The organism is Mammaliicoccus sciuri (assembly GCF_025561425.1).
Lineage (GTDB): Bacteria > Bacillota > Bacilli > Staphylococcales > Staphylococcaceae > Mammaliicoccus > Mammaliicoccus sciuri_A.
The window spans coordinates 1,042,150-1,061,334 of sequence record NZ_CP094824.1 but is presented as its reverse complement, the minus strand read 5'-3'; the positions used below and the strand labels follow the sequence as shown (position 1 = coordinate 1,061,334).

Here is a 19,185-nt window from a genome sequence, read left to right as displayed (position 1 = left end):
CATATTTATGATTATTTTTCGAAGTCAATATTCATTCTTTCAAGAATCATCGTATATGCATCATTACCCCATTGCAATGAACGTTTAACTCTTGAAATTGTTGCAGTTGACGCACCTGATTCTTTTTCTATATGAGCATAAGTGTATCCTTGTTTAATCATTTTAGCTACTTGTAATCTTTGTGACAATGACTGTAATTCATTTACTGTACATAAATCATCAAAAAATTGATAACATTCTTCTCGCGTTTCTAGTGTAAGAATTGCATCAAATAGTTCATCTAATGCTTTTCCTCTTAATTTTTCAATTTGCAAAAAATCAACCCCTGTTTAATATAAGTTCATTAATTGCATTTTAACGCACTAATCTATTAAAGTACAGTAAAACGTGTCTTATTCTATACCTGCTCTTCTAAATATTGTATCGACTTGATTTAAATGGTGTTTCTCATTGAAGCATTCATCTAATTCATCAGCACTTAACAAGTTTGTAATTTTTTCGTCTTGTTCTACTAATGTTCTAAATGGTGTTTGAGTTTCCCATGATTCCATTGCTTTTGGTTGAACGATATCATATGCTTCTTCTCTTACCATACCTTTATTAATTAACGTTAACATAACACGTTGTGAATAAATTAAACCAAATGTTTTATCGATATTACGTTTCATATTTTCTGGATATACTGTTAAACGATCGATGATATTCGTAAATCTATTTAATGCATAATCCAATGCGATTGTTACGTCTGGTAACATAATTCTTTCAGCAGATGAATGAGAAATATCTCTTTCGTGCCATAATGGTACATTTTCATAAGCGGTCGTAATATATCCTCTAATAACACGTGCTAAACCTGTCACATTTTCAGAACCGATTGGATTACGTTTATGAGGCATTGCTGATGAACCTTTTTGACCTTTAGCAAATGCTTCTTCAACTTCACGTGTTTCAGTTTTTTGTAAACCACGAACTTCTACTGCAAATTTTTCTATAGATGTTGCGATTAATCCTAATGTCGCAATGTAATAAGCGTGACGATCACGTTGAAGTGTTTGCGTAGAAACTGGCGTACAACCTAATCCTAATTCTGTACATACATACTCTTCAATTTCTGGTGGAATGTTTGCAAATGTACCAACAGCACCACTCATTTTTCCAACTTCAATTTCTTCACGAACTCGTTTAAATCTTTCTAAGTTACGTTTCATTTCTGTATACCATAGTGCCATTTTAATACCAAATGTTGTTGGTTCAGCATGTACACCATGTGTTCTACCCATCATTAAAGTTGTTTTATGTTCAATTGCTTTATTTTTTAATACTTCTAAAAATCTTTCTAAGTCTTTTTCAATGATTTCATTTGCTTGTTTAATGACATAACTTAAAGCTGTGTCAACAACATCTGTTGAAGTTAAACCGTAATGTACCCATTTACGTTCTTCTCCTAAAGTTTCAGAAACTTGTCTTGTGAATGCCACAACATCGTGACGTGTTTCTTGTTCAATTTCTTTAGCTCTATCAACGTCGACCTTAGCATTTTGTCTTATAAGCTTTACATCTTCTGCAGGAATGTGTCCTAATTTACTCCATGCTTCACAAGCTAGTATTTCAACTTCTAACCAAGCTTCAAAACGATTTTGTTCTGTCCAAATATTAGCCATTTCTTCTCTTGAATAACGTTCAATCATTGATAAATTCTCCTAACATATTTTAGTCATTTATAGTATAACAGACTTCGTTGAATACGTACATTTTTTGTAAAAAATACAAAATTGTTCGTTATTTATATTTTTATTCCTAATATCTTTCATTATATATTGTAACAGTAGGAGAATAAACTAAAAGTAGAAAAAAATCTGGGCCACATTCTCATGTCCCAGATTTATAATCATTCTTTGATTTTCTTACCTACGAATTGTATTTCTTGTTTAAGAACTTCAATGTCACCATTTTCTTTCTCAATAAATACAGGTTTTTCAAATCTTTTTACGGGTGTATAACCTTGAGCTTTCATTCTTTTGAGACACATTTCAATCGTTTCGTTGTCTTCTACTCTAAACTTCATCCGTATCATACGCCTTTAATTTTTTGCTTCGTACACCTTTAACCCAGAATCCACCGTGTATATTCTTAGGTTCATAAGCGATTACAAAGGCTTTAGAATCCAATTGCTTAATTGTATCCATTAATTTTAATTCGAATCTACGTGGTGTTAAAATTTGCATCACTAAGCGATCTCCATCTCGTCCTTTAGCAACGTAATGTGTTACACCGTAACCTAAATCTCTTAACGTTCTTGGTAAATCCGTTTCATATTCAGCTGTTGTAACATTTACAACAATATATCCTAATGCAATTTTCTCTTCAATTTTCATGCCGACAATGATGCCTGCAGCAAATCCAAGCGCATAAGCTAATATATTCTGAATTTGGTCAAGACTATTGATAACTAAACCTAACCCGATAACATAAACAACTACTTCAAGTACACTAACAGCAGCGGCCACATATCGATATCCTTTTAATGTTAAAATTGTTCTCATTGTTAAACAAGATACATATACTATATTAATGACAAATATAGATAGCACCATTAACCATGGATTATCTAATATAGCTGACATTTAAACCCTCCATAAATCAAAATACTGGAATCATTTTATCAAGCAAACTTATGAAAGTCACGAATTATTTTGGCCATGTATAACGGTTATAAGGTATTTCTCGTTTATGCGCATTTCTTACATAGTGATTTTGAATAATTTCTTGATCTTTCTCACTGATTTTTTTACCTTCTAAGAAGTCATCAATTGCATCATAAGTCACACCTAACGCTTCTTCATCTGGTAAAGCAGGTTTATCTTCTTCTAAATCAGCAGTTGGTACTTTATTGATTAAATGATCTGGACCACCTAAATATTTTAAAATTGCTTTGCCTTGGCGTTTATTAAGTCCAAATAACGGCGCAACATCACAAGCGCCATCTCCAAATTTCGTATAGAAACCTGTAATATTTTCAGCAGAATGATCCGTACCAAGCACGAGTCCGCTATTAGCAGAAGCAATTGAATATTGAACTTTCATACGTTCTCTCGCTTTTTCATTTCCTTTTTGGAAATCTGTTAATTCAACGCCCGCTTCTTTCAAAGATTGAATACTCGCGTCCACTGCCGGTTTAATATTGACTGTTACACGTTTACTAGGATTGATAAAATCTAATGCATCTTGTGTATCTTGTTCATCAAATTGTTCACCATAAGGTAACCTTACTGCGATAAATTCATATTGATGATTCTCTTCAGCATTTAATTCATCTACTGTTAATTGCGCGATTTTACCTAATAATGTTGAATCTTGCCCGCCAGAAATACCTAACACTAAAGATTTAACAAAACTATGTGCTTTAACGTAAGATTTTAAGAACTGCTTTATTTCTTCATATTCCTTTTTGGGATCAATTGATTTTTTAACATTCATTTCTTTGACAATGATTGATTGTAAATCTCTCATGACTCTTCCACATCCTTTATCGCTTCTGCAACTCTTTCTGCCACTTCGAATATCTTTTTATTTTTATTATCCCAACATGCTTTACTTAAATCTACTGGATATTCTTCAGGATTTAAGTAACGTTTATTTTCTTCCCATAGTATATCTAAATTATTAAATGCAAATTCCCTAATTTCTTTAATTTCTGGAAGTGTGTACACACGTTTACCGTCTTTAAAAATGTCATGATGTAAATCGACAGCTTTAAAATGTTTGATGTATTTCATTTTATAAGTATGAACTGGATGGAACATTTTTAGTCGTTCTTCTTTATTCGGCTCTTCATCTTCTAAAGTAATATAATCGCCTTCAGATTTATTCGTTTTAGTATTGATAATTCTATAAACATTTTTCTTACCTGGTGTTGTAACTTTTTCAGCATTGTTAGAAATTTTGATGCGATCTGATAATTCACCATTTTCTTCTTCGATTGCTACAAGTTTATATACTGCACCTAATGCTGGTTGATCATATGCTGTTATCAGTTTCGTACCGACACCCCATGCCGTTACTTTAGCACCTTGTGCTTTTAAACTTGTAATTGTTTGTTCATCTAAATCATTTGAAGCGAAGATTTTTGCATCTGTAAAGCCAGCTTCATCTAACATTCTTCTTGCTTCTTTAGATAAATAAGCGATATCTCCTGAGTCTAGTCGAATACCGATAAAATTAATTTTATCTCCTAATTCTTTCGCTACTTTAATCGCATTTGGCACACCTGATTTTAAAGTATGGAAAGTATCTACAAGAAACACACAATTTTTATGTCTTTCAGCATATTTTTTAAACGCTGTATATTCATCATCGTATGTTTGAACCATTGAATGCGCATGTGTTCCTGAAATCGGAATACCAAATAATTTACCTGCTCTAACATTACTTGTAGAATCAAATCCACCAATCATCGCTGCTCTAGCACCCCAAATTGCAGCATCCATTTCTTGCGCTCTTCTAGTACCAAATTCCATTACTATTTCATCACGAACAACTTGTTTAATTCTACTTGCTTTAGTCGCAATTAATGTTTGGAAATTCACGATATTTAAAAGTGCTGTTTCAATAAGTTGTGCTTGAATAAGTGGCGCTTCTACTCTAATGAGTGGTTCATTATTGAAACAAAGTTCCCCTTCTCTCATAGCTCTAATGTTCCCTGTAAATCGCAATGATTTTAAATAATCTAAATAATCATCTTGATATCCAACTTCTCTTAAATACTCAATATCTGACTCTGTAAATTTGAAATGCTCAATAAATTGCACAATTCTTTCTAACCCACTAAAAATAGCATAACCGCTATTAAATGGCATGCTTCTAAAATACAAATCAAAAATAGCAGTACGCTCATGAATACCATCATTCCAATAAGTTTCACCCATATTGATTTGATATAAATCCGTGTGTAACATCAAACTATCGTCTTCATATTTATACATTATTCAATACTCCTCAGGTTATCTAATTTTATATTATTTTATCATACTTTTTAAATTAAAAATTAAAAAGTAACTTAAATATATAAAGTCATTTACCTCTGTGATAAAATACTAAAGATGTAAAATTTAGAAGGAGGCATACAAATGAAAAATTCTTCATTCAAAAAATTATTTATTATACTTTCAATTATTGTAGCTGTCTCTGGTTTTTCACAAGGAATGCTCTTACCACTTATATCGGTCATCTTTGAACGAAATGGTATTTCAAGTTCATTGAATGGTTTACATGCAACTTCATTATATATAGGTGTATTCTTATCATCATTCTTTATCGAAGGGCTTGTTAGAAAGTCTGGGTTTAAATATATGATATTAGTTGGTGGAGCCATAGTTGCCTTATCTTTATTGTTATTTCCAACTTTAAAGACATTATCTATTTGGTTTATTTTAAGACTATTAATTGGAATTGGTGATAATATGTTACACTTTAGCACGCAAACTTGGTTAACACATATTACACCTAAAGAAAAATTAGGAAGAACGATTTCTGTTTATGGTTTCAGTTTCTCAGCAGGTTTTATGTTAGGACCCCTTTTAGCTAAACTTGTAGACGTTTCGGAAGCTTTACCATTTATCCTTTCAGCAATACTTTCATTAATAACAATTTCATTAGTCCTGTTAATACACAATGAATTCCCATCATCTAATGTTAGACCAGTCAGTATATTAAATACGTTAAAAAACTTTGGAGATGTTATAAGAACATCATGGATAGCGTTTATGTTTCCACTATTATATGGATTATTTGAAGCAGGATTACATAGTAACTTCCCTGTTTATGGTTTAAGAAATGGACTTGATGTCACAAGTATTACGTTAATCTTACCTGCTTTTAGTCTTGGTGCTATTCTTTTCCAAGTACCATTAGGCATGTTTAGTGACATTCATGGTAGAAAGAAAGTATTAACTGGATTAACATTGATCGGCAGCATCGTGTTTATGTTAGGTGACTTTTTACCAACGAGTACATTTATTATGATGGGATTATTCTTAATCGCAGGACTATTTACAGGATCTTTTTATGGATTAGGTGTAAGCTTTATGACAGATTTAACACCAAAGCATAATCTACCAGCTGGTAATTTAATGATAGCCATGTCATTTAGTGTCGGTAGTATCATTGGCCCAATGCTTGGTGGAACGATTATACAATTATCAAATGGCACATTATTCTTTACGATGATTGCTGCGTTTGTATTTATCGTGTTTATTCTATTACTTGTTCATAGAACACCTACAAAAATTGAAACGTAATTTAAGGTATTAATAAAAATTAAAATCGCATCGTTAAAATATAATGAGAACCCATAGACTTTGATCAATTCAAATGTCTATGGGTTTATTTTATATATATTTTTTTGATATTTTAAATATTCAGAACTTTCAATTGATATGTTTCGTTATGCATGTTATAGTATCATTTATAATTAAATAAATACTTTAACTTGGTAGAGAGTAAAAGCGAGGTTTATAATATGGATTATGTAAAATACAGAGATGACGTTATTCAAAAGAAAGAAAAAGAACTTAAATTTCTAAAATATTTTAGTGCTCGAGATTTCGAAGTGATTGATATGAGCTTCATAGAGAAACTTCATTGGAAACAGTTAACGCAAGATGATTTGAATAGTTTAGATACTAGAAGCATTTGGAAAAATGGCGATGCATTTTATAGTTTAAGAAATGATTGGACAGATCAAATCCAACATTATAGTCGTGAATATAATCTTGATGCACGTTCTGTAACATATGCTGGCCCTATCGCAATTAATGAACATATATATACGAATTTAGGTGTTGAAATATTTAATCCTAAAAGGATTGACATGTTGCAATGTTATGAATATATACATGACTTTATCCAAAATGAACTTGATTTAAATGTTGATTTTGCTGTTATTGGACATTATCAATTATTTGATCTTTTACTTTCTAAAGAAGAACAAAACGAAGAATTATTTACGGCTATTAGTGAAAGAAATATTTCAAAAATTTCTAAACTACTATCACAAAATCATTCACTCGTACAATTACTTAAAACACCTACTCATCAACAATTAGACTTTTTAACAACTTTTGCTGATACTGACCATCCAACTTATAAATCTTTACAATATTGGAAAGCAACATTAGAAGCATCAGGTATTAACCATATACATTTAGATATAACAACAATGCCCCCAAAATCATATTATGTTGGGAGCTTCATTCAGCTTTATGAAAATAACAATCGAAATCCAATCGCTTCAGGCGGACATTATAACGGTACGTTAGAAGGTTTTGGATTTGGTATTCAACTATCATAGGAGGTCATTATGTTAACAGTTGCATTAAGTAAAGGACGTTTATTAAAAGATTTCATAAAATTTATTGATGAAAATGGTAACCCGAAATGGGCAGACGCATTAAATAATAGAGAACGTAAACTTCAAATAGAAGTTGAGAACGTTAGATTTATTCTTGTTAAAGGAAATGATGTATCAACATATGTTGAAGAAGGCATTGCTGATATTGGTATTACAGGCAGTGATATTCTTGATAAAAAAGATAAACTCAATGTAAACAACTTAGTTGATTTGCCATTTGGTTATTGTCACTTTGCTGTTGCAAGTAAACCTGAAGTAACAGAATACAAAAAAATTGCGACGACTTATGTTAAAACAACGAAAGCATACTTTAAAAATAAAGGTCAAGATGTCTCAATTATTCCATTATCAGGATCTGTAGAATTAGCAGCAGTAGTGAATATGGTTGATGCAATCGTAGATATCGTACAAACAGGTACGACTTTAAAATCTAATGGACTCGTTGAAAAAGAATATATTAGTGACATCAATGCTAAATTGATTACAAATAAACATGCATTTTTTAGTAAATCAAATATGATTGAATCATTTATAGAAGAAATCGGGGTGTCGATGAATGCTATCTAAAACGGAATTCATAAATAAATTTGAACAAGATAGATTAACAGACGAAAGTAATACTGAAGATGTTAAAAAAATTATCCAAGATGTAAAAGAACATCAAGACGAAGCTTTATTTCGCTATAACAAGAAATTTGACAATGTTGATTTAGAGCAACTTGAAGTCCCACAATATGATATAAAAAACAGCATCAACCTTATATCAGACACTTTAAGATCAGCACTTGAGACAAGCTTTGAACAAATTAAAAATTTCCAACAAAAAATTAAACATGAAAATGTAACAACAGGTCAGACTTACCAACTTTATCATCCTATTGAAAAAGTCGGCATCTATGTACCAGGTGGAAAAGCAAGTTACCCATCAACAGTTCTGATGACAGCTATCCTTGCTAAAGTAGCAAATGTTCAAGAAATTATTGTTGTTACCCCACCTCAAAAAGATGGTATCGATCCGGCAATACTAGCTGCGTGCCATATTACGGGTGTTAATCGTGTATTCCAAGTTGGTGGTGCTCAAAGTATCGCTGCATTAGCTTTCGGTACGGAAACAATTCCGAAAGTAGATAAAATTGTTGGACCTGGTAACCAATTTGTCTCACTAAGCAAACAGTTATTATACGGTGTAGTTGGTATTGATCAAATAGCTGGACCAAGTGAAATTGCGCTAATTGCTGATGAAAATTCCAATGTAGATTACATCATTCAAGATATATTAGCGCAAGCAGAGCATGATGAACAGGCTAGAACATTTCTAGTATCAACAGATTCTTCATTCTTAACAAAAGTTCAACAGAAACTACAACAAGCTATAGATCAAGCACCAAGAAAACAGATTATCGAACAAAGTATCAAAAATTATCATTATCCAATTTTAACGCGTGATATTCATGAAACGATAGAAGTCATTAATTATATTGCGCCAGAACATTTATCTATTCAAACGACTGATCCAAGTAAATATATTGGTAAAATTAAATACGTCGGCGCAATGTTCTTAGGTCAATACTCACCAGAAGCAATTGGTGACTATGCTGCCGGACCAAGTCATGTATTACCGACTGATAAAACAGCAAGATTCTCGAATGGCTTAACAGTCAATGATTTCTTAACGAGTCATTCAGTCATTCATTTAGATGAACACACTTATCAAAGTATCGCACCTAGTGCTATAGCTTTAGCTGAACAAGAAGGTTTATATCAACATAAACAATCTTTAGAAGTGAGATTAACAAACAACGAGGAGTCGTGAAACATGATTAGAATAAACAAGAATGAAAGTCCTATTCCTGCATTAGATGATGCAACTTTAAAAAATATTATCGCCAATTCAAATTTTAATTTTTATCCTGATGAAGAATATGATGCCTTTACCAAGTCTTATGCAGACTACTATCAATTATCACCTAACGAAGTTTCTGCAGCGAATGGTTCAGATGAGTGGATCCAAAAATGCATGATTGCATTACCAGATGGACCAGTCCTAACGCTTAATCCAGATTTCTTCATGTATACTGCATATGCACACCAGATTAATCGCCCTATTCATTATGTAGATGCAGAAGATGACTATACATTCTCGTTAGATAAAATTAAGCAATCAATCCAAAAATTAAAGCCAGCATTTTTCATTATGAGCGTGCCTCATAATCCATCAGGCATTCAATATCCTAAAGCATTTTTAGAAGAAATTGCGAATGAAATGAAGGCAATTGGTGGTTATTTTATTATTGATGAAGCTTATTTAGATTTTGGAGATGCATATGATATCAAATTACAAGACCATATCATTCAAATGCGTACTTTAAGTAAGGCATTTGCAATAGCTGGTTTAAGAGTCGGCATCGTCATTTCAACTGAGAAGACCATTCAAACTTTAAATCGTATTGCACATCCATATCCATTAAACACATTAACCTTAAATATAGCGACTGAAATTTTCAGCAACAAAGAACTTGTACACTCATTATTAACGCAACAAAGACAATTGAGTATTCAGTTAAGAAATATTTTCGAACAACATGTGAGCGATGTTATCCATGTCATACCTTCAAAAACAAATTTCGTATTAACTTATGGAGATTTAGCAGAATCATTAGGTCAGTATATCTATGACCATGGCTATTTACCAAGATTTTATGATGAACCAAACATGCAACAAACTGTTAGATACTCTATTGCTACAGAATCTGAATTAAATGAACTTGAAAAAATCGTTAAAGAATGGAGACAAGAATATGACTTATCAAAAAGAAAGATCAACTAAAGAAACAGATATCAAAATTCAACTACGATTAGATGGGGAAGATTCACACATTAATACAGGTGTTGGTTTCTTAGACCATATGTTAACGTTGTTTAGTTTTCATAGTGGTATTGCATTAAATATAGAAGTTAATGGAGATACACATGTAGATGACCATCATACTGTTGAAGATATTGGCATTGTAATAGGTCAATTACTGCTTGAAGTCGTTAAAGATAAAAAATCATTTACGAGATATGGTTTATTCTATATACCAATGGATGAAACTTTAGCACGTGTTGTAACGGATATTAGTGGCAGACCATATTTATCATTTAATGCGACATTTTCTCGTGAAAAAGTTGGCACGTTTGATACAGAACTTGTAGAGGAATTCTTTAGAGCACTTGTGATTAATGCAAGATTAACGACACATATTGATTTAATTAGAGGTGGCAATACACACCATGAAATCGAAGCAATCTTTAAAGCATTTGCTAAAAGTTTAAAAATCGCATTAACACAAGATGATTATGCAGGTATCCCTTCTTCTAAGGGTGTGATTGAATAATGATTGCAATCATTGATTACGGACTTGGCAATATTAAAAATATTGAACGGGCCCTCTTACATTTAGGATATGATGCCATATTAACTTCAGATGAAGAAATTATAAAAAATAGTACACATGTTATTCTTCCAGGTGTCGGGCACTTCAAAGATGCTATGACACAATTAACATCAAGTGGTTTAGACAAAGTGATTAAAGATATTAAAGATACACATAAAATCATTGGCATTTGTTTAGGTATGCAAGTTCTATTTGAATACAGTGCGGAGGGTTTATCAAATGGATTAAATTTATTGCAAGGGAACGTTATACCTATAGAGAGTCCCTACCCTGTTCCACATTTAGGATGGAACAATTTACAAAGTGAACATCCACTTCTTGATGGTGATGTTTACTTTATACATTCTTATCATGTCTCTACTGATTTACCTATAGTTGCTACTGCAGACTATGGACAACCAATCACTGCAATCGTGCAACAAAAAAATATTATTGGTATACAATTCCACCCAGAAAAAAGTGGCGATTACGGACTCAAAATACTAGACCAAGCATTGAAAGAAGGTTTTTTAAATGATTGAAATTTGGCCAGCAATAGATTTAATAGACTCCACAAGTGTGAGATTGACTGAAGGTAAATATGATTCTAAAGAATCTATGCCTAGAACTGCAGAAGAAGCAATTACTTTCTATTCAAAATTTAAACAAGTTTCTAGAATTCATGTCATCGATTTAATCGGCGCTAAAAATCAACAACCAACAGAAGCAGATTACATAGAACAACTCGTCAGTTTAACTCATTTACCAATTGAAGTTGGTGGCGGTATTCGAAGTGTTGAAACGATTGAATCATATTTAAATAGAGGCGTTGAGTACATTATCGTCGGCACTAAAGGCATACAAGACTTAGACTGGTTAAAAGAAGTAACGCAAACATTTCCAAATAAAATATATCTATCTGTCGATGCATATGTTGAGAAAATCAAACTAAACGGTTGGCTCGATGATGCCGGAATAAACCTATTTGATTTCATTGAAAAAATCAACACATTCCCTCTTGGCGGAATTATCTATACAGATATTTCAAAAGACGGCAAATTATCTGGGCCAAATTTTGAATTAACTGGCAAATTAGTCCAATCAACATCTATTCCTGTCATTGCATCTGGTGGTATAAGAAATAAAGATGATATTGATCAACTGGATGCATTAAATGTGCATGCTGCTATTGTTGGAAAAGCAGCAAATACCGATGCATTTTGGGAGGGTATTGAATGATCAAAAAAAGAATCATCCCATGCTTAGATATTAAAGATGGACGTGTCGTTAAAGGCATAAAATTTAAAGGTTTGAGAGATATTGGACATCCAGTTGAATTAGCTGAATATTATAATCAAGAAGCGGCAGATGAGCTTGTGTTCTTAGATATTTCTAAGACAGAAAATGGACATCAAATGATGTTAGATATCATATCAGAAACAGCTTCAAAATTATTCATTCCACTTACAATTGGTGGTGGTATTAGTACACTTGAAGATATTTCGGTATTACTTAATCATGGTGCTGATAAAATTTCATTAAACTCAAGTGCACTACGTAACCCATCATTTATTCGTGAAGCGAGTGATAAGTTCGGAAAACAATGTATCTGTATCGCAGTTGATGCTAAATGGGAAGAAGAACATCAAGATTGGTACTGCTATACTCATGGTGGTAAACAGCGCACAGATAAACGTGTGTTAGATTGGGTTCAAGAAGTTGAAAATCTCGGCGCTGGTGAATTATTAATTACCAGTATGGATTACGATGGTGTTAAACAAGGATTTGATCATCGTTTATTAACCGAAATTAATCAACTGGTTTCTTTACCTGTTATTGCATCAGGTGGTGGCGGTAATAGTCAGCATTTTGTTGATTTATTTAAACAAACGGATGTATCTGCAGGTCTTGCTGCAAGTATTTTTCACGATAAAGAAACAACGATACAAGCAGTCAAAACACATTTATCTAATGAAGGAGTGAATGTACGATGAGTGAATTATCACCTGATTTTTCTAAAGGTCTTGTACCAGCCATTTTACAACATTACGAAACTGGACAAGTATTAATGTTAGGTTATATGAACGAAGAAGCTTATAGCTTAACCATTCAAGAGAAAGTCTGTTGGTTTTATTCAAGAAGTAAAGATCGTCTATGGAAAAAAGGCGAATCATCCAATCATATCCAGCATGTTATCGATATACAATTAGATTGTGACCAAGATACAATTTTGTTACAAGTCAATCCTGATGGCCCTACTTGCCATACTGGATCTGTTAGTTGTTTTAATACTGAAGAACCTTACACGCTCGAATCATTAGAAACGACTATTCAAGAAAGTGTTGATTCAAATAATCCAAAATCATATACAAATTATTTACTTAATAAAGGTATAGATAAAATTTCAAAAAAATATGGAGAAGAATCATTTGAAGTTGTTATCGCAGCGATGAAAAATGATAAATTAGAACTCACAAATGAAGTCGCTGATGTACTTTATCATTTATTCGTATTACTACATGATAGAGGCGTTAAATTTGAAGATGTCATATCAGTATTGAAAGAACGTCATAAAAAGTCAGGTAACTTTAAAGGTGAACGACAAGATATCAATAATTGGTAAATTGTCATAATTCATATATTGTCAAAAAATAGCAGTCGCTTATACTAGTACATAGAGGTGTATTTATGTTACGAGATAAAGCGACTGCTTTTATTAATGATATGTATAAAGAATTAGAAATATCAGAATTACAAATGAATAAAAGAATACAAGAAATAGAACATGAAATTTCTCAAACTGGTACTTATACCCACACAAATGATGAATTAGAATATGGTGCAAAAGTAGCTTGGAGAAATTCAAATAGATGTATTGGTAGACTTTTTTGGGATAAATTGACGGTTAGAGATTTAAGACATATTCAAGATGAACAAACATTTATCACTTCAATTGAAGATCACATTAAAGACGCTACAAATGATGGAAAAATCAAACCAATGATCAGCATATATAACAATCAAATAGAAATTATGAATGAACAACTGATTAGATATGCAGGATACGAAGATAAGGGCGACCCTAAATCTATTGAAATGACGAAATTAGCACACCATTTAAATTGGGAAAGTGCTCATACTGATTTTGATGTACTCCCTTTAATGTATCGAATTAATCAACAACGCCCTAAAATTCATCAATATCCTAAAGAACTCATTAAACAAATTGACATCACTCATAAACAGTATCCTAAGTTAGCATCACTACAACTGAAATGGTATGCAGTACCCATCATTTCAAATATGGATTTAGAAATTGGTGGTATATATTATCATACTGCCCCATTCAACGGGTGGTACATGGAAACTGAAATAGGCGTTAGAAATTTTACAGACGAATATCGTTACAATAAATTAAAAGATATTGCACAAGCATTTGATTTTGACACGACGACAACATCAAGTTACTGGAGAGATAGGGCTTTAGTAGAGTTTAATTATGCTATTTATCATTCGTATAAAGAAGCGGGTGTTGCAATTGTTGATCATTATAATGCTTCTAAACAATTTAAGAAATTTGAAGAAAATGAATGTAAAGCTAATAGAAAAGTGACTGGAAAATGGAGTTGGCTTGCACCTCCTCTTTCACCTTCACTTGTACATAATTATCATAAAGGCTATGATAATGAGATGAGAAGTCCAAACTTTTTATATAGACAAAATCAAAAAGGTTGTCCAATGCATTAGAAAGGAAGTCATTTATGAAGTTATATTATTTAGGACCACTAGGTACATTTTCACATATGGCAGCACTTAAATATAAGCCAGATGATATTAATGAATATATTCCTAAGTCAAATTTATACGAAGTGGTTAAAGCAATTGAAGCTGACCCACAAAACATCGCAATTGCCCCAATTGAAAATTCTATCGAAGGTACAATCAACATCATTGCCGATTCATTAACAGAACAGAAAATCCACGTTATAGACGAATTACATCTAGATATATCATTTTCTCTTTATGTTCAAAAAGGCGCAAAATTAGAAGATATTAAAAAAGTTGTTTCTATTGCCCCAGCGATCAATCAAACATCTAAATTTATTAAAAATCATAACTTTGCATACAGATATTCTGACAGTACTGTTCAAAGTTTAGATGAAATAGATGCACATACTGGCGCAATAGCACCAATTGATTTAGAAAAATCTAATGACGATGTTGAAGCATTACATGAACATATCGAAGACTACCCACATAATACAACAAGATTTTTGATTTTATCAGCACAAGAAAAACATGTTGAAAAAGCAACAGATAGTATTTTGTTAATTACACCTGACCAAGATAAACCAGGCTTATTAGCAAGTATATTAAATACATTTGCTTTATTTAATATCAACTTATCATGGATTGAATCTCGACCACTCAAAACGCAACTCGGCATGTATCATTTCTTTGTTCAAGCAGATTGTAGCGCTGAAGATGTAGAGATGAAAAAAGTCATCACAATCCTAAAAACATTAGACTTTAATGTCAAGGTGCTAGGTAATTTTGATAAGCGAATTACATAAATAAATCGTTTGGGATATAATTCCTAACTAAAATTAAAAAACACCTTATTTACTGATTTATTCAGTAAAAGGGTGTTATTTTATAATCTACGATTTTGTTCGTGCATACTTGCCTAGGGGTATGGCTCGAGCCTGTAGTCTCTCGCTCATACTATTCCCTCAGGCTTCAGCACTTTACAAAATCGATACAAATCTCCAATTTTATGCATAAAATAAATCAAACTCTTATAATTTAATTAATCATCACAAAAACTATTATTTTTGATTTCTATGTCCTGATTCATATTTTTGTATCCATTCATCTATAGTGACTTTTTCACACAGCTCACCTATTAAAGTAAAGGGTATGTTTTTATTGTTTGTGAACCTAATACAACTTTTTCCCATGTTTAATTTAGTTGGTACTTGTTCACTGTATTTATTCTCAAACCATTCTTTCAATTCTTTCATCCCATATAACCCCATATGATATAGTGCAATATGATTTTTTTGAGCAGCAAGACTCATGAATGGAAGTGGTTCGTCTGCTCTATTTAAATAACCTTTTGGATATTTCTCTAAAGGTACTACAAATGTCGGCATACCGTATTGCATGACTAGTTCATAGCCAGGTGGTAAATGTGTTTTGATTGTATCTAGCAAATGAATATATGCTTCTTTTTTCTTTTCATCAATTTGTTCGATATAACGGTCTATGCTATTCATCATGTCCTCCAATTTAATTAAATATGAATAAGGTTCTCAACTTGATCTTGTTTGATATTGCTTAAATTACGGTTATTGTATAAATAAATATCTGTCGTCTTAATGAATTTAATATTATTTGAAGATTCTCCTTCAAAATGATTATTATAAATATAAATATCTTTATTCATAACGTCTTCATAACTTTTAATTAAAATACTTGGTTTACTTTTAATTTCTTTAAATGTATTATCACCTATCAAAATAGTTGACCCTGCTTGTCCGCCTCTATTTAATTTATGGATATCTAATGAATATTTACCTGTTGGTACAGCTAAATATCTTACGCCACCCTCACAATTTATAAATTGATTGTGTGTAACAGTTGAATCTTTCGCTTTTAATAAAGTAACTGCGAAATCCCCTAACCCTTCAAATGTATTATGTTGAATATTTATATTCTCATAAAACACATCATACATACTTGCATGAGATCCGACTGCTCTATTCCAAGGTAACATGTTTGGATCACCTGAATTTCCGAAATAACAGTTTTCGATTAGTGCATTTTTAGTTATCGTACCATCTGCCGCTCCAAATTTAGGAAATGCCCCTTCAGTTTGAATATCTATTTGAACTGCTTCACTAAATAATCTCGTTCCACTATCGTCGCGGAATCCAAGGAACTTACATTCATTTACATAAAAGCCATCTAAGCCACATGCATCAATCGCATGTCCACCTACAACATTCTTAAATGTCACATTATGTATTTGAATATTGCGCGCATGACCAATAGACATGATTGTGTTATTTGTATTATTTGTGTGTCCATATGCATCAAATGTCCCACCGATAATATTGATATTACCATGACCGTCATAGCCATAGTATTTTTTCAATCTATGTCCGTTTTTCAGCATAGCTGTAGGCGATTTTCTAATTAACACTGCTTCATCATGTAAAATAAGCGTTGTATTCTCATATATCACTAATTCATAAATAATATGATAGACACCTTTAGGTATATAAACAGTTACTGGTCCTTTCTTAGCTTGTAACAAAGCCAATTGAATACCAACTGTATCCGTTATTCCACAACCACCTTTAGCACCATAACGATTTACATTAACAATATGCTTCATACTTCATAACCACCTTAATATAGCGTATACTTGCATGTATATTTATATTACACTGAAAACATTTTATAAACAATTAGGGGGAATATAATTGAAGAAAGCACTCATTATCGTTGATTATTCAAATGATTTCGTTGCGTCAGATGGTAAGTTAACTTGCGGAGAACCTGGTCAAAAAATTGAACAAAATATTCACCATAAAATCGAAACATACAACTCGAATGAAGATTTAATTTTTTATTTAATGGACTATCACCATGAGAATGATCCATATCATCCTGAAACAAAATTATTTCCACCTCATAATATCATAGGCACAGAAGGTAGAAATTTATATAACACATTAAAGCCTCAATACGATTCAATCAAACATTCTAATCATGTATTTTGGATAGATAAGACAAGATATAGTGCATTTTTCGGTACAAATCTTGATAGTTTATTAAGAGAACGACATATTGATACTGTTGAAATTGTCGGCGTTTGTACAGATATTTGTGTGTTACATACTGCTGTCGATGCTTACAATTTAAATTATCATATTATCATTCCGAAGAATTGTGTCGCTTCTTTTAATCAAGCTGGGCACGATTGGGCGCTTACACATTTTGAAAATAGTATAGGCGCAGTTGTAGAATAGACAAGGTGTTCATGTTAAAATAAAGTGACAGAATATTCAAAGCAAAAGGAGAAATTACATTGGTAAACACATTTATATTTGGACATAAGAATCCTGACACAGATACAATTGCTTCAGCATTAGTAATGGAAGATTTACAAAAAGAACTTGGAAATGACGTACAAGCAGCAAGACTTGGAGACGTTTCAGACGAAACACAATTCGCATTGGATTATTTCAAAGTTCAAGCACCTGCATTATTAGAAACACCTTTAAAAGATAAAGACGTTATTTTAGTCGATCACAATGAATTCCAACAAAGTGCTGATGATATTACAGATGCTACAATTACAATGGTTGTTGATCACCACCGTATCAGCAATTTTGAAACAGCAGCTCCATTATATTACAGAGCTGAACCAGTTGGTTGTACGACTACAATCCTTAAAAAAATGTACGAAGAAAATGGTATTGAAATTAAACCTGAAATTGCTGGTCTTATGATTTCAGCTATTATTTCTGATACATTATTATTTAAATCACCAACATGCACAGAACAAGATAAACAAGCTTGTGAAGCATTAGCTAAAATTGCCAATGTTGATTTAAATGAATATGGTTTAGAAATGTTAAAAGCTGGTGCTTCAGTAAAAGGTAAATCACCTGAATTCCTTTTAAATATGGATGCTAAATCATTCAACATGGGTGATAAAGTCGTACGTATTGCACAAGTTAATACTGTTGATGTAAACGAAGTTCTTGAAATTCAAGAAGAAGTTGAAAATGAAATCAACACAATTATTGCAAAAGAACAATATGACTTATTTGTATTTGTTATTACAGATATCTTAAACAGTGACTCAACTGCTATTGTTTTAGGTAAAGAACAACAAGTCGTAACAAAAGCATTCAACACTGAATTAAATGGAAATGTCGCTGTATTACCTGGCGTTGTTTCTCGTAAGAAACAAGTCGTTCCACCTATTGATGAATTATTAGGTAAATAATTTATAAGGAGTGTGCTTTAAATGGAAATCAAACAAGGTACAAACAAATTTTATGTAGGCAATTCTGAGAATGATTTTGAAGCGGAAATTACGTATCAAGACTTAGATGGCAAGACACTTGTGGTTGATCATACATTTGTAGATCCTTCACTACGAGGACAAGGTATTGCTAGAAAATTGGTTGATGTTGTTATTGAAAAAGCAAGATCAGAAGAGAAAGTAATTGATCCAGTTTGTCCGTACGTTAAAGATGTTATGACTAAAGATGAAAGCACACACGATGTATTAAAGAAATAATCAAAAAATCCTGACGAAAAGATATCATTTCGTCAGGA

General features: G+C 32.1%; 23 protein-coding genes. 15 read left to right on the top strand and 8 right to left on the bottom strand.

The genetic code is table 11. The annotated features are described in order from the left end of the window. Nucleotides 1-11: 11 nt before the first annotated feature. From MUA60_RS05480 to MUA60_RS05455, 6 genes are all read right to left on the bottom strand, one after another. On the bottom strand, nucleotides 12-314 hold the full coding sequence (locus tag MUA60_RS05480; protein WP_262650160.1) for a YerC/YecD family TrpR-related protein: 303 nt from the start codon (nucleotides 312-314) through the stop codon (nucleotides 12-14). Between the two features lie 78 nt (nucleotides 315-392). Continuing rightward, entirely contained in the window at nucleotides 393-1,688 is a 1,296-nt protein-coding gene (purB, locus tag MUA60_RS05475; protein ID WP_262650158.1) for an adenylosuccinate lyase, read from the bottom strand. A gap of 200 nt (nucleotides 1,689-1,888) precedes the next feature. Then, nucleotides 1,889-2,065 carry an NETI motif-containing protein gene (locus tag MUA60_RS05470; protein WP_049320405.1) on the bottom strand — a complete coding sequence of 59 codons (177 nt, stop codon included), beginning with the start codon at nucleotides 2,063-2,065 and terminating at the stop codon, nucleotides 1,889-1,891. Next, complete coding sequence (locus MUA60_RS05465) at nucleotides 2,055-2,624, bottom strand: DUF2179 domain-containing protein (protein WP_025905125.1); 570 nt, start codon at nucleotides 2,622-2,624, stop codon at nucleotides 2,055-2,057. The genes MUA60_RS05470 and MUA60_RS05465 overlap by 11 nt, the downstream gene beginning before the upstream one ends. Nucleotides 2,625-2,688: 64 nt before the next feature. Then, a complete protein-coding gene (gene nadE / locus MUA60_RS05460) occupies nucleotides 2,689-3,510 on the bottom strand; it encodes an NAD(+) synthase (RefSeq protein WP_262650156.1) in 822 nt (273 codons plus the stop codon). Then, complete coding sequence (locus MUA60_RS05455; protein ID WP_262650155.1) at nucleotides 3,507-4,982, bottom strand: nicotinate phosphoribosyltransferase; 1,476 nt, start codon at nucleotides 4,980-4,982, stop codon at nucleotides 3,507-3,509. Before MUA60_RS05455 ends, nadE begins: the two co-directional genes overlap by 4 nt. A 144-nt stretch (nucleotides 4,983-5,126) precedes the next feature. Here MUA60_RS05455 and MUA60_RS05450 point away from each other — a divergent pair, with 144 nt between their 5' ends. The 12 genes from MUA60_RS05450 (at nucleotide 5,127) to MUA60_RS05395 (ending at nucleotide 15,398) form a co-directional block, all read left to right on the top strand. After that, a complete protein-coding gene (locus MUA60_RS05450) occupies nucleotides 5,127-6,296 on the top strand; it encodes an MFS transporter (RefSeq protein ID WP_262650153.1) in 1,170 nt (389 codons plus the stop codon). Nucleotides 6,297-6,517: 221 nt separating this feature from the next. Continuing rightward, nucleotides 6,518-7,348, top strand: coding sequence for an ATP phosphoribosyltransferase regulatory subunit (locus MUA60_RS05445; RefSeq protein WP_262650151.1), 831 nt, complete (start codon nucleotides 6,518-6,520; stop codon nucleotides 7,346-7,348). Nucleotides 7,349-7,357: 9 nt separating this feature from the next. Beyond that, nucleotides 7,358-7,975 (top strand): ATP phosphoribosyltransferase, encoded by a 618-nt coding sequence (gene hisG / locus MUA60_RS05440; RefSeq protein ID WP_262650149.1) that lies wholly within the window; start codon nucleotides 7,358-7,360, stop codon nucleotides 7,973-7,975. Further along, nucleotides 7,965-9,221 (top strand): histidinol dehydrogenase, encoded by a 1,257-nt coding sequence (gene hisD, locus MUA60_RS05435; protein ID WP_262650147.1) that lies wholly within the window; start codon nucleotides 7,965-7,967, stop codon nucleotides 9,219-9,221. The genes hisG and hisD overlap by 11 nt, the downstream gene beginning before the upstream one ends. A 3-nt stretch (nucleotides 9,222-9,224) precedes the next feature. Further along, nucleotides 9,225-10,235: a pyridoxal phosphate-dependent aminotransferase gene (locus tag MUA60_RS05430; RefSeq protein ID WP_262650145.1), complete on the top strand. Its 1,011-nt coding sequence runs from the start codon at nucleotides 9,225-9,227 to the stop codon at nucleotides 10,233-10,235. Beyond that, nucleotides 10,207-10,785 (top strand): imidazoleglycerol-phosphate dehydratase HisB, encoded by a 579-nt coding sequence (hisB, locus tag MUA60_RS05425; protein WP_262650143.1) that lies wholly within the window; start codon nucleotides 10,207-10,209, stop codon nucleotides 10,783-10,785. Before MUA60_RS05430 ends, hisB begins: the two co-directional genes overlap by 29 nt. Next, nucleotides 10,785-11,366, top strand: a complete 582-nt coding sequence (gene hisH, locus MUA60_RS05420; RefSeq protein ID WP_262650142.1) for an imidazole glycerol phosphate synthase subunit HisH — start codon at nucleotides 10,785-10,787, stop codon at nucleotides 11,364-11,366. Before hisB ends, hisH begins: the two co-directional genes overlap by 1 nt. Then, nucleotides 11,359-12,063 (top strand): 1-(5-phosphoribosyl)-5-((5-phosphoribosylamino)methylideneamino)imidazole-4-carboxamide isomerase, encoded by a 705-nt coding sequence (gene hisA / locus MUA60_RS05415; protein ID WP_262650140.1) that lies wholly within the window; start codon nucleotides 11,359-11,361, stop codon nucleotides 12,061-12,063. Before hisH ends, hisA begins: the two co-directional genes overlap by 8 nt. Beyond that, nucleotides 12,060-12,818, top strand: a complete 759-nt coding sequence (hisF, locus tag MUA60_RS05410) for an imidazole glycerol phosphate synthase subunit HisF (RefSeq protein WP_262650138.1) — start codon at nucleotides 12,060-12,062, stop codon at nucleotides 12,816-12,818. The genes hisA and hisF overlap by 4 nt, the downstream gene beginning before the upstream one ends. Next, entirely contained in the window at nucleotides 12,815-13,447 is a 633-nt protein-coding gene (hisIE, locus tag MUA60_RS05405; protein WP_262650136.1) for a bifunctional phosphoribosyl-AMP cyclohydrolase/phosphoribosyl-ATP diphosphatase HisIE, read from the top strand. Before hisF ends, hisIE begins: the two co-directional genes overlap by 4 nt. Before the next feature lie 65 nt (nucleotides 13,448-13,512). After that, nucleotides 13,513-14,571 (top strand): nitric oxide synthase oxygenase, encoded by a 1,059-nt coding sequence (locus MUA60_RS05400; protein WP_262650134.1) that lies wholly within the window; start codon nucleotides 13,513-13,515, stop codon nucleotides 14,569-14,571. A gap of 14 nt (nucleotides 14,572-14,585) precedes the next feature. Further along, complete coding sequence (locus MUA60_RS05395) at nucleotides 14,586-15,398, top strand: prephenate dehydratase (protein WP_262650132.1); 813 nt, start codon at nucleotides 14,586-14,588, stop codon at nucleotides 15,396-15,398. A 255-nt stretch (nucleotides 15,399-15,653) separates the two neighbouring features. Here MUA60_RS05395 and MUA60_RS05390 read toward each other — a convergent pair whose 3' ends face one another. Both MUA60_RS05390 and MUA60_RS05385 read right to left on the bottom strand, forming a co-directional pair. Next, nucleotides 15,654-16,103, bottom strand: a complete 450-nt coding sequence (locus MUA60_RS05390; protein WP_262650131.1) for a DUF1801 domain-containing protein — start codon at nucleotides 16,101-16,103, stop codon at nucleotides 15,654-15,656. Nucleotides 16,104-16,120: 17 nt separating this feature from the next. Further along, the gene (locus MUA60_RS05385; RefSeq protein WP_262650130.1) at nucleotides 16,121-17,227 is read right to left on the bottom strand and encodes a pectate lyase family protein; all 1,107 of its coding nucleotides are present in this window, start codon (nucleotides 17,225-17,227) and stop codon (nucleotides 16,121-16,123) included. Nucleotides 17,228-17,315: 88 nt separating this feature from the next. Between MUA60_RS05385 and MUA60_RS05380 the strand changes: the two genes are divergently transcribed. The 3 genes from MUA60_RS05380 to MUA60_RS05370 are packed head-to-tail and all read left to right on the top strand — an operon-like array spanning nucleotide 17,316 to nucleotide 19,147. Continuing rightward, nucleotides 17,316-17,864 carry a cysteine hydrolase family protein gene (locus MUA60_RS05380; protein ID WP_262650129.1) on the top strand — a complete coding sequence of 183 codons (549 nt, stop codon included), beginning with the start codon at nucleotides 17,316-17,318 and terminating at the stop codon, nucleotides 17,862-17,864. Between the two features lie 59 nt (nucleotides 17,865-17,923). Beyond that, on the top strand, nucleotides 17,924-18,850 hold the full coding sequence (locus MUA60_RS05375) for a manganese-dependent inorganic pyrophosphatase (RefSeq protein WP_262650127.1): 927 nt from the start codon (nucleotides 17,924-17,926) through the stop codon (nucleotides 18,848-18,850). Nucleotides 18,851-18,871: 21 nt separating this feature from the next. Then, nucleotides 18,872-19,147 (top strand): GNAT family N-acetyltransferase, encoded by a 276-nt coding sequence (locus MUA60_RS05370; protein ID WP_025905106.1) that lies wholly within the window; start codon nucleotides 18,872-18,874, stop codon nucleotides 19,145-19,147. Nucleotides 19,148-19,185: the final 38 nt, after the last annotated feature.

Excerpts from the sequence above, each read along its gene's own strand:
- purB (WP_262650158.1), bottom strand. The coding sequence starts at position 1,688 with ATGATTGAACGTTATTCAAGAGAAGAAATGGCTAATATTTGGACAGAA.
- MUA60_RS05470 (WP_049320405.1), bottom strand. The coding sequence starts at position 2,065 with ATGAAGTTTAGAGTAGAAGACAACGAAACGATTGAAATGTGTCTCAAA.
- MUA60_RS05465 (WP_025905125.1), bottom strand. The coding sequence starts at position 2,624 with ATGTCAGCTATATTAGATAATCCATGGTTAATGGTGCTATCTATATTT.
- nadE (WP_262650156.1), bottom strand. The coding sequence starts at position 3,510 with ATGAGAGATTTACAATCAATCATTGTCAAAGAAATGAATGTTAAAAAA.
- MUA60_RS05455 (WP_262650155.1), bottom strand. The coding sequence starts at position 4,982 with ATGTATAAATATGAAGACGATAGTTTGATGTTACACACGGATTTATAT.
- MUA60_RS05450 (WP_262650153.1), top strand. The coding sequence starts at position 5,127 with ATGAAAAATTCTTCATTCAAAAAATTATTTATTATACTTTCAATTATT.
- MUA60_RS05445 (WP_262650151.1), top strand. The coding sequence starts at position 6,518 with ATGGATTATGTAAAATACAGAGATGACGTTATTCAAAAGAAAGAAAAA.
- hisG (WP_262650149.1), top strand. The coding sequence starts at position 7,358 with ATGTTAACAGTTGCATTAAGTAAAGGACGTTTATTAAAAGATTTCATA.
- hisD (WP_262650147.1), top strand. The coding sequence starts at position 7,965 with ATGCTATCTAAAACGGAATTCATAAATAAATTTGAACAAGATAGATTA.
- MUA60_RS05430 (WP_262650145.1), top strand. The coding sequence starts at position 9,225 with ATGATTAGAATAAACAAGAATGAAAGTCCTATTCCTGCATTAGATGAT.
- hisB (WP_262650143.1), top strand. The coding sequence starts at position 10,207 with ATGACTTATCAAAAAGAAAGATCAACTAAAGAAACAGATATCAAAATT.
- hisH (WP_262650142.1), top strand. The coding sequence starts at position 10,785 with ATGATTGCAATCATTGATTACGGACTTGGCAATATTAAAAATATTGAA.
- hisA (WP_262650140.1), top strand. The coding sequence starts at position 11,359 with ATGATTGAAATTTGGCCAGCAATAGATTTAATAGACTCCACAAGTGTG.
- hisF (WP_262650138.1), top strand. The coding sequence starts at position 12,060 with ATGATCAAAAAAAGAATCATCCCATGCTTAGATATTAAAGATGGACGT.
- hisIE (WP_262650136.1), top strand. The coding sequence starts at position 12,815 with ATGAGTGAATTATCACCTGATTTTTCTAAAGGTCTTGTACCAGCCATT.
- MUA60_RS05400 (WP_262650134.1), top strand. The coding sequence starts at position 13,513 with ATGTTACGAGATAAAGCGACTGCTTTTATTAATGATATGTATAAAGAA.
- MUA60_RS05395 (WP_262650132.1), top strand. The coding sequence starts at position 14,586 with ATGAAGTTATATTATTTAGGACCACTAGGTACATTTTCACATATGGCA.
- MUA60_RS05390 (WP_262650131.1), bottom strand. The coding sequence starts at position 16,103 with ATGAATAGCATAGACCGTTATATCGAACAAATTGATGAAAAGAAAAAA.
- MUA60_RS05385 (WP_262650130.1), bottom strand. The coding sequence starts at position 17,227 with ATGAAGCATATTGTTAATGTAAATCGTTATGGTGCTAAAGGTGGTTGT.
- MUA60_RS05370 (WP_025905106.1), top strand. The coding sequence starts at position 18,872 with ATGGAAATCAAACAAGGTACAAACAAATTTTATGTAGGCAATTCTGAG.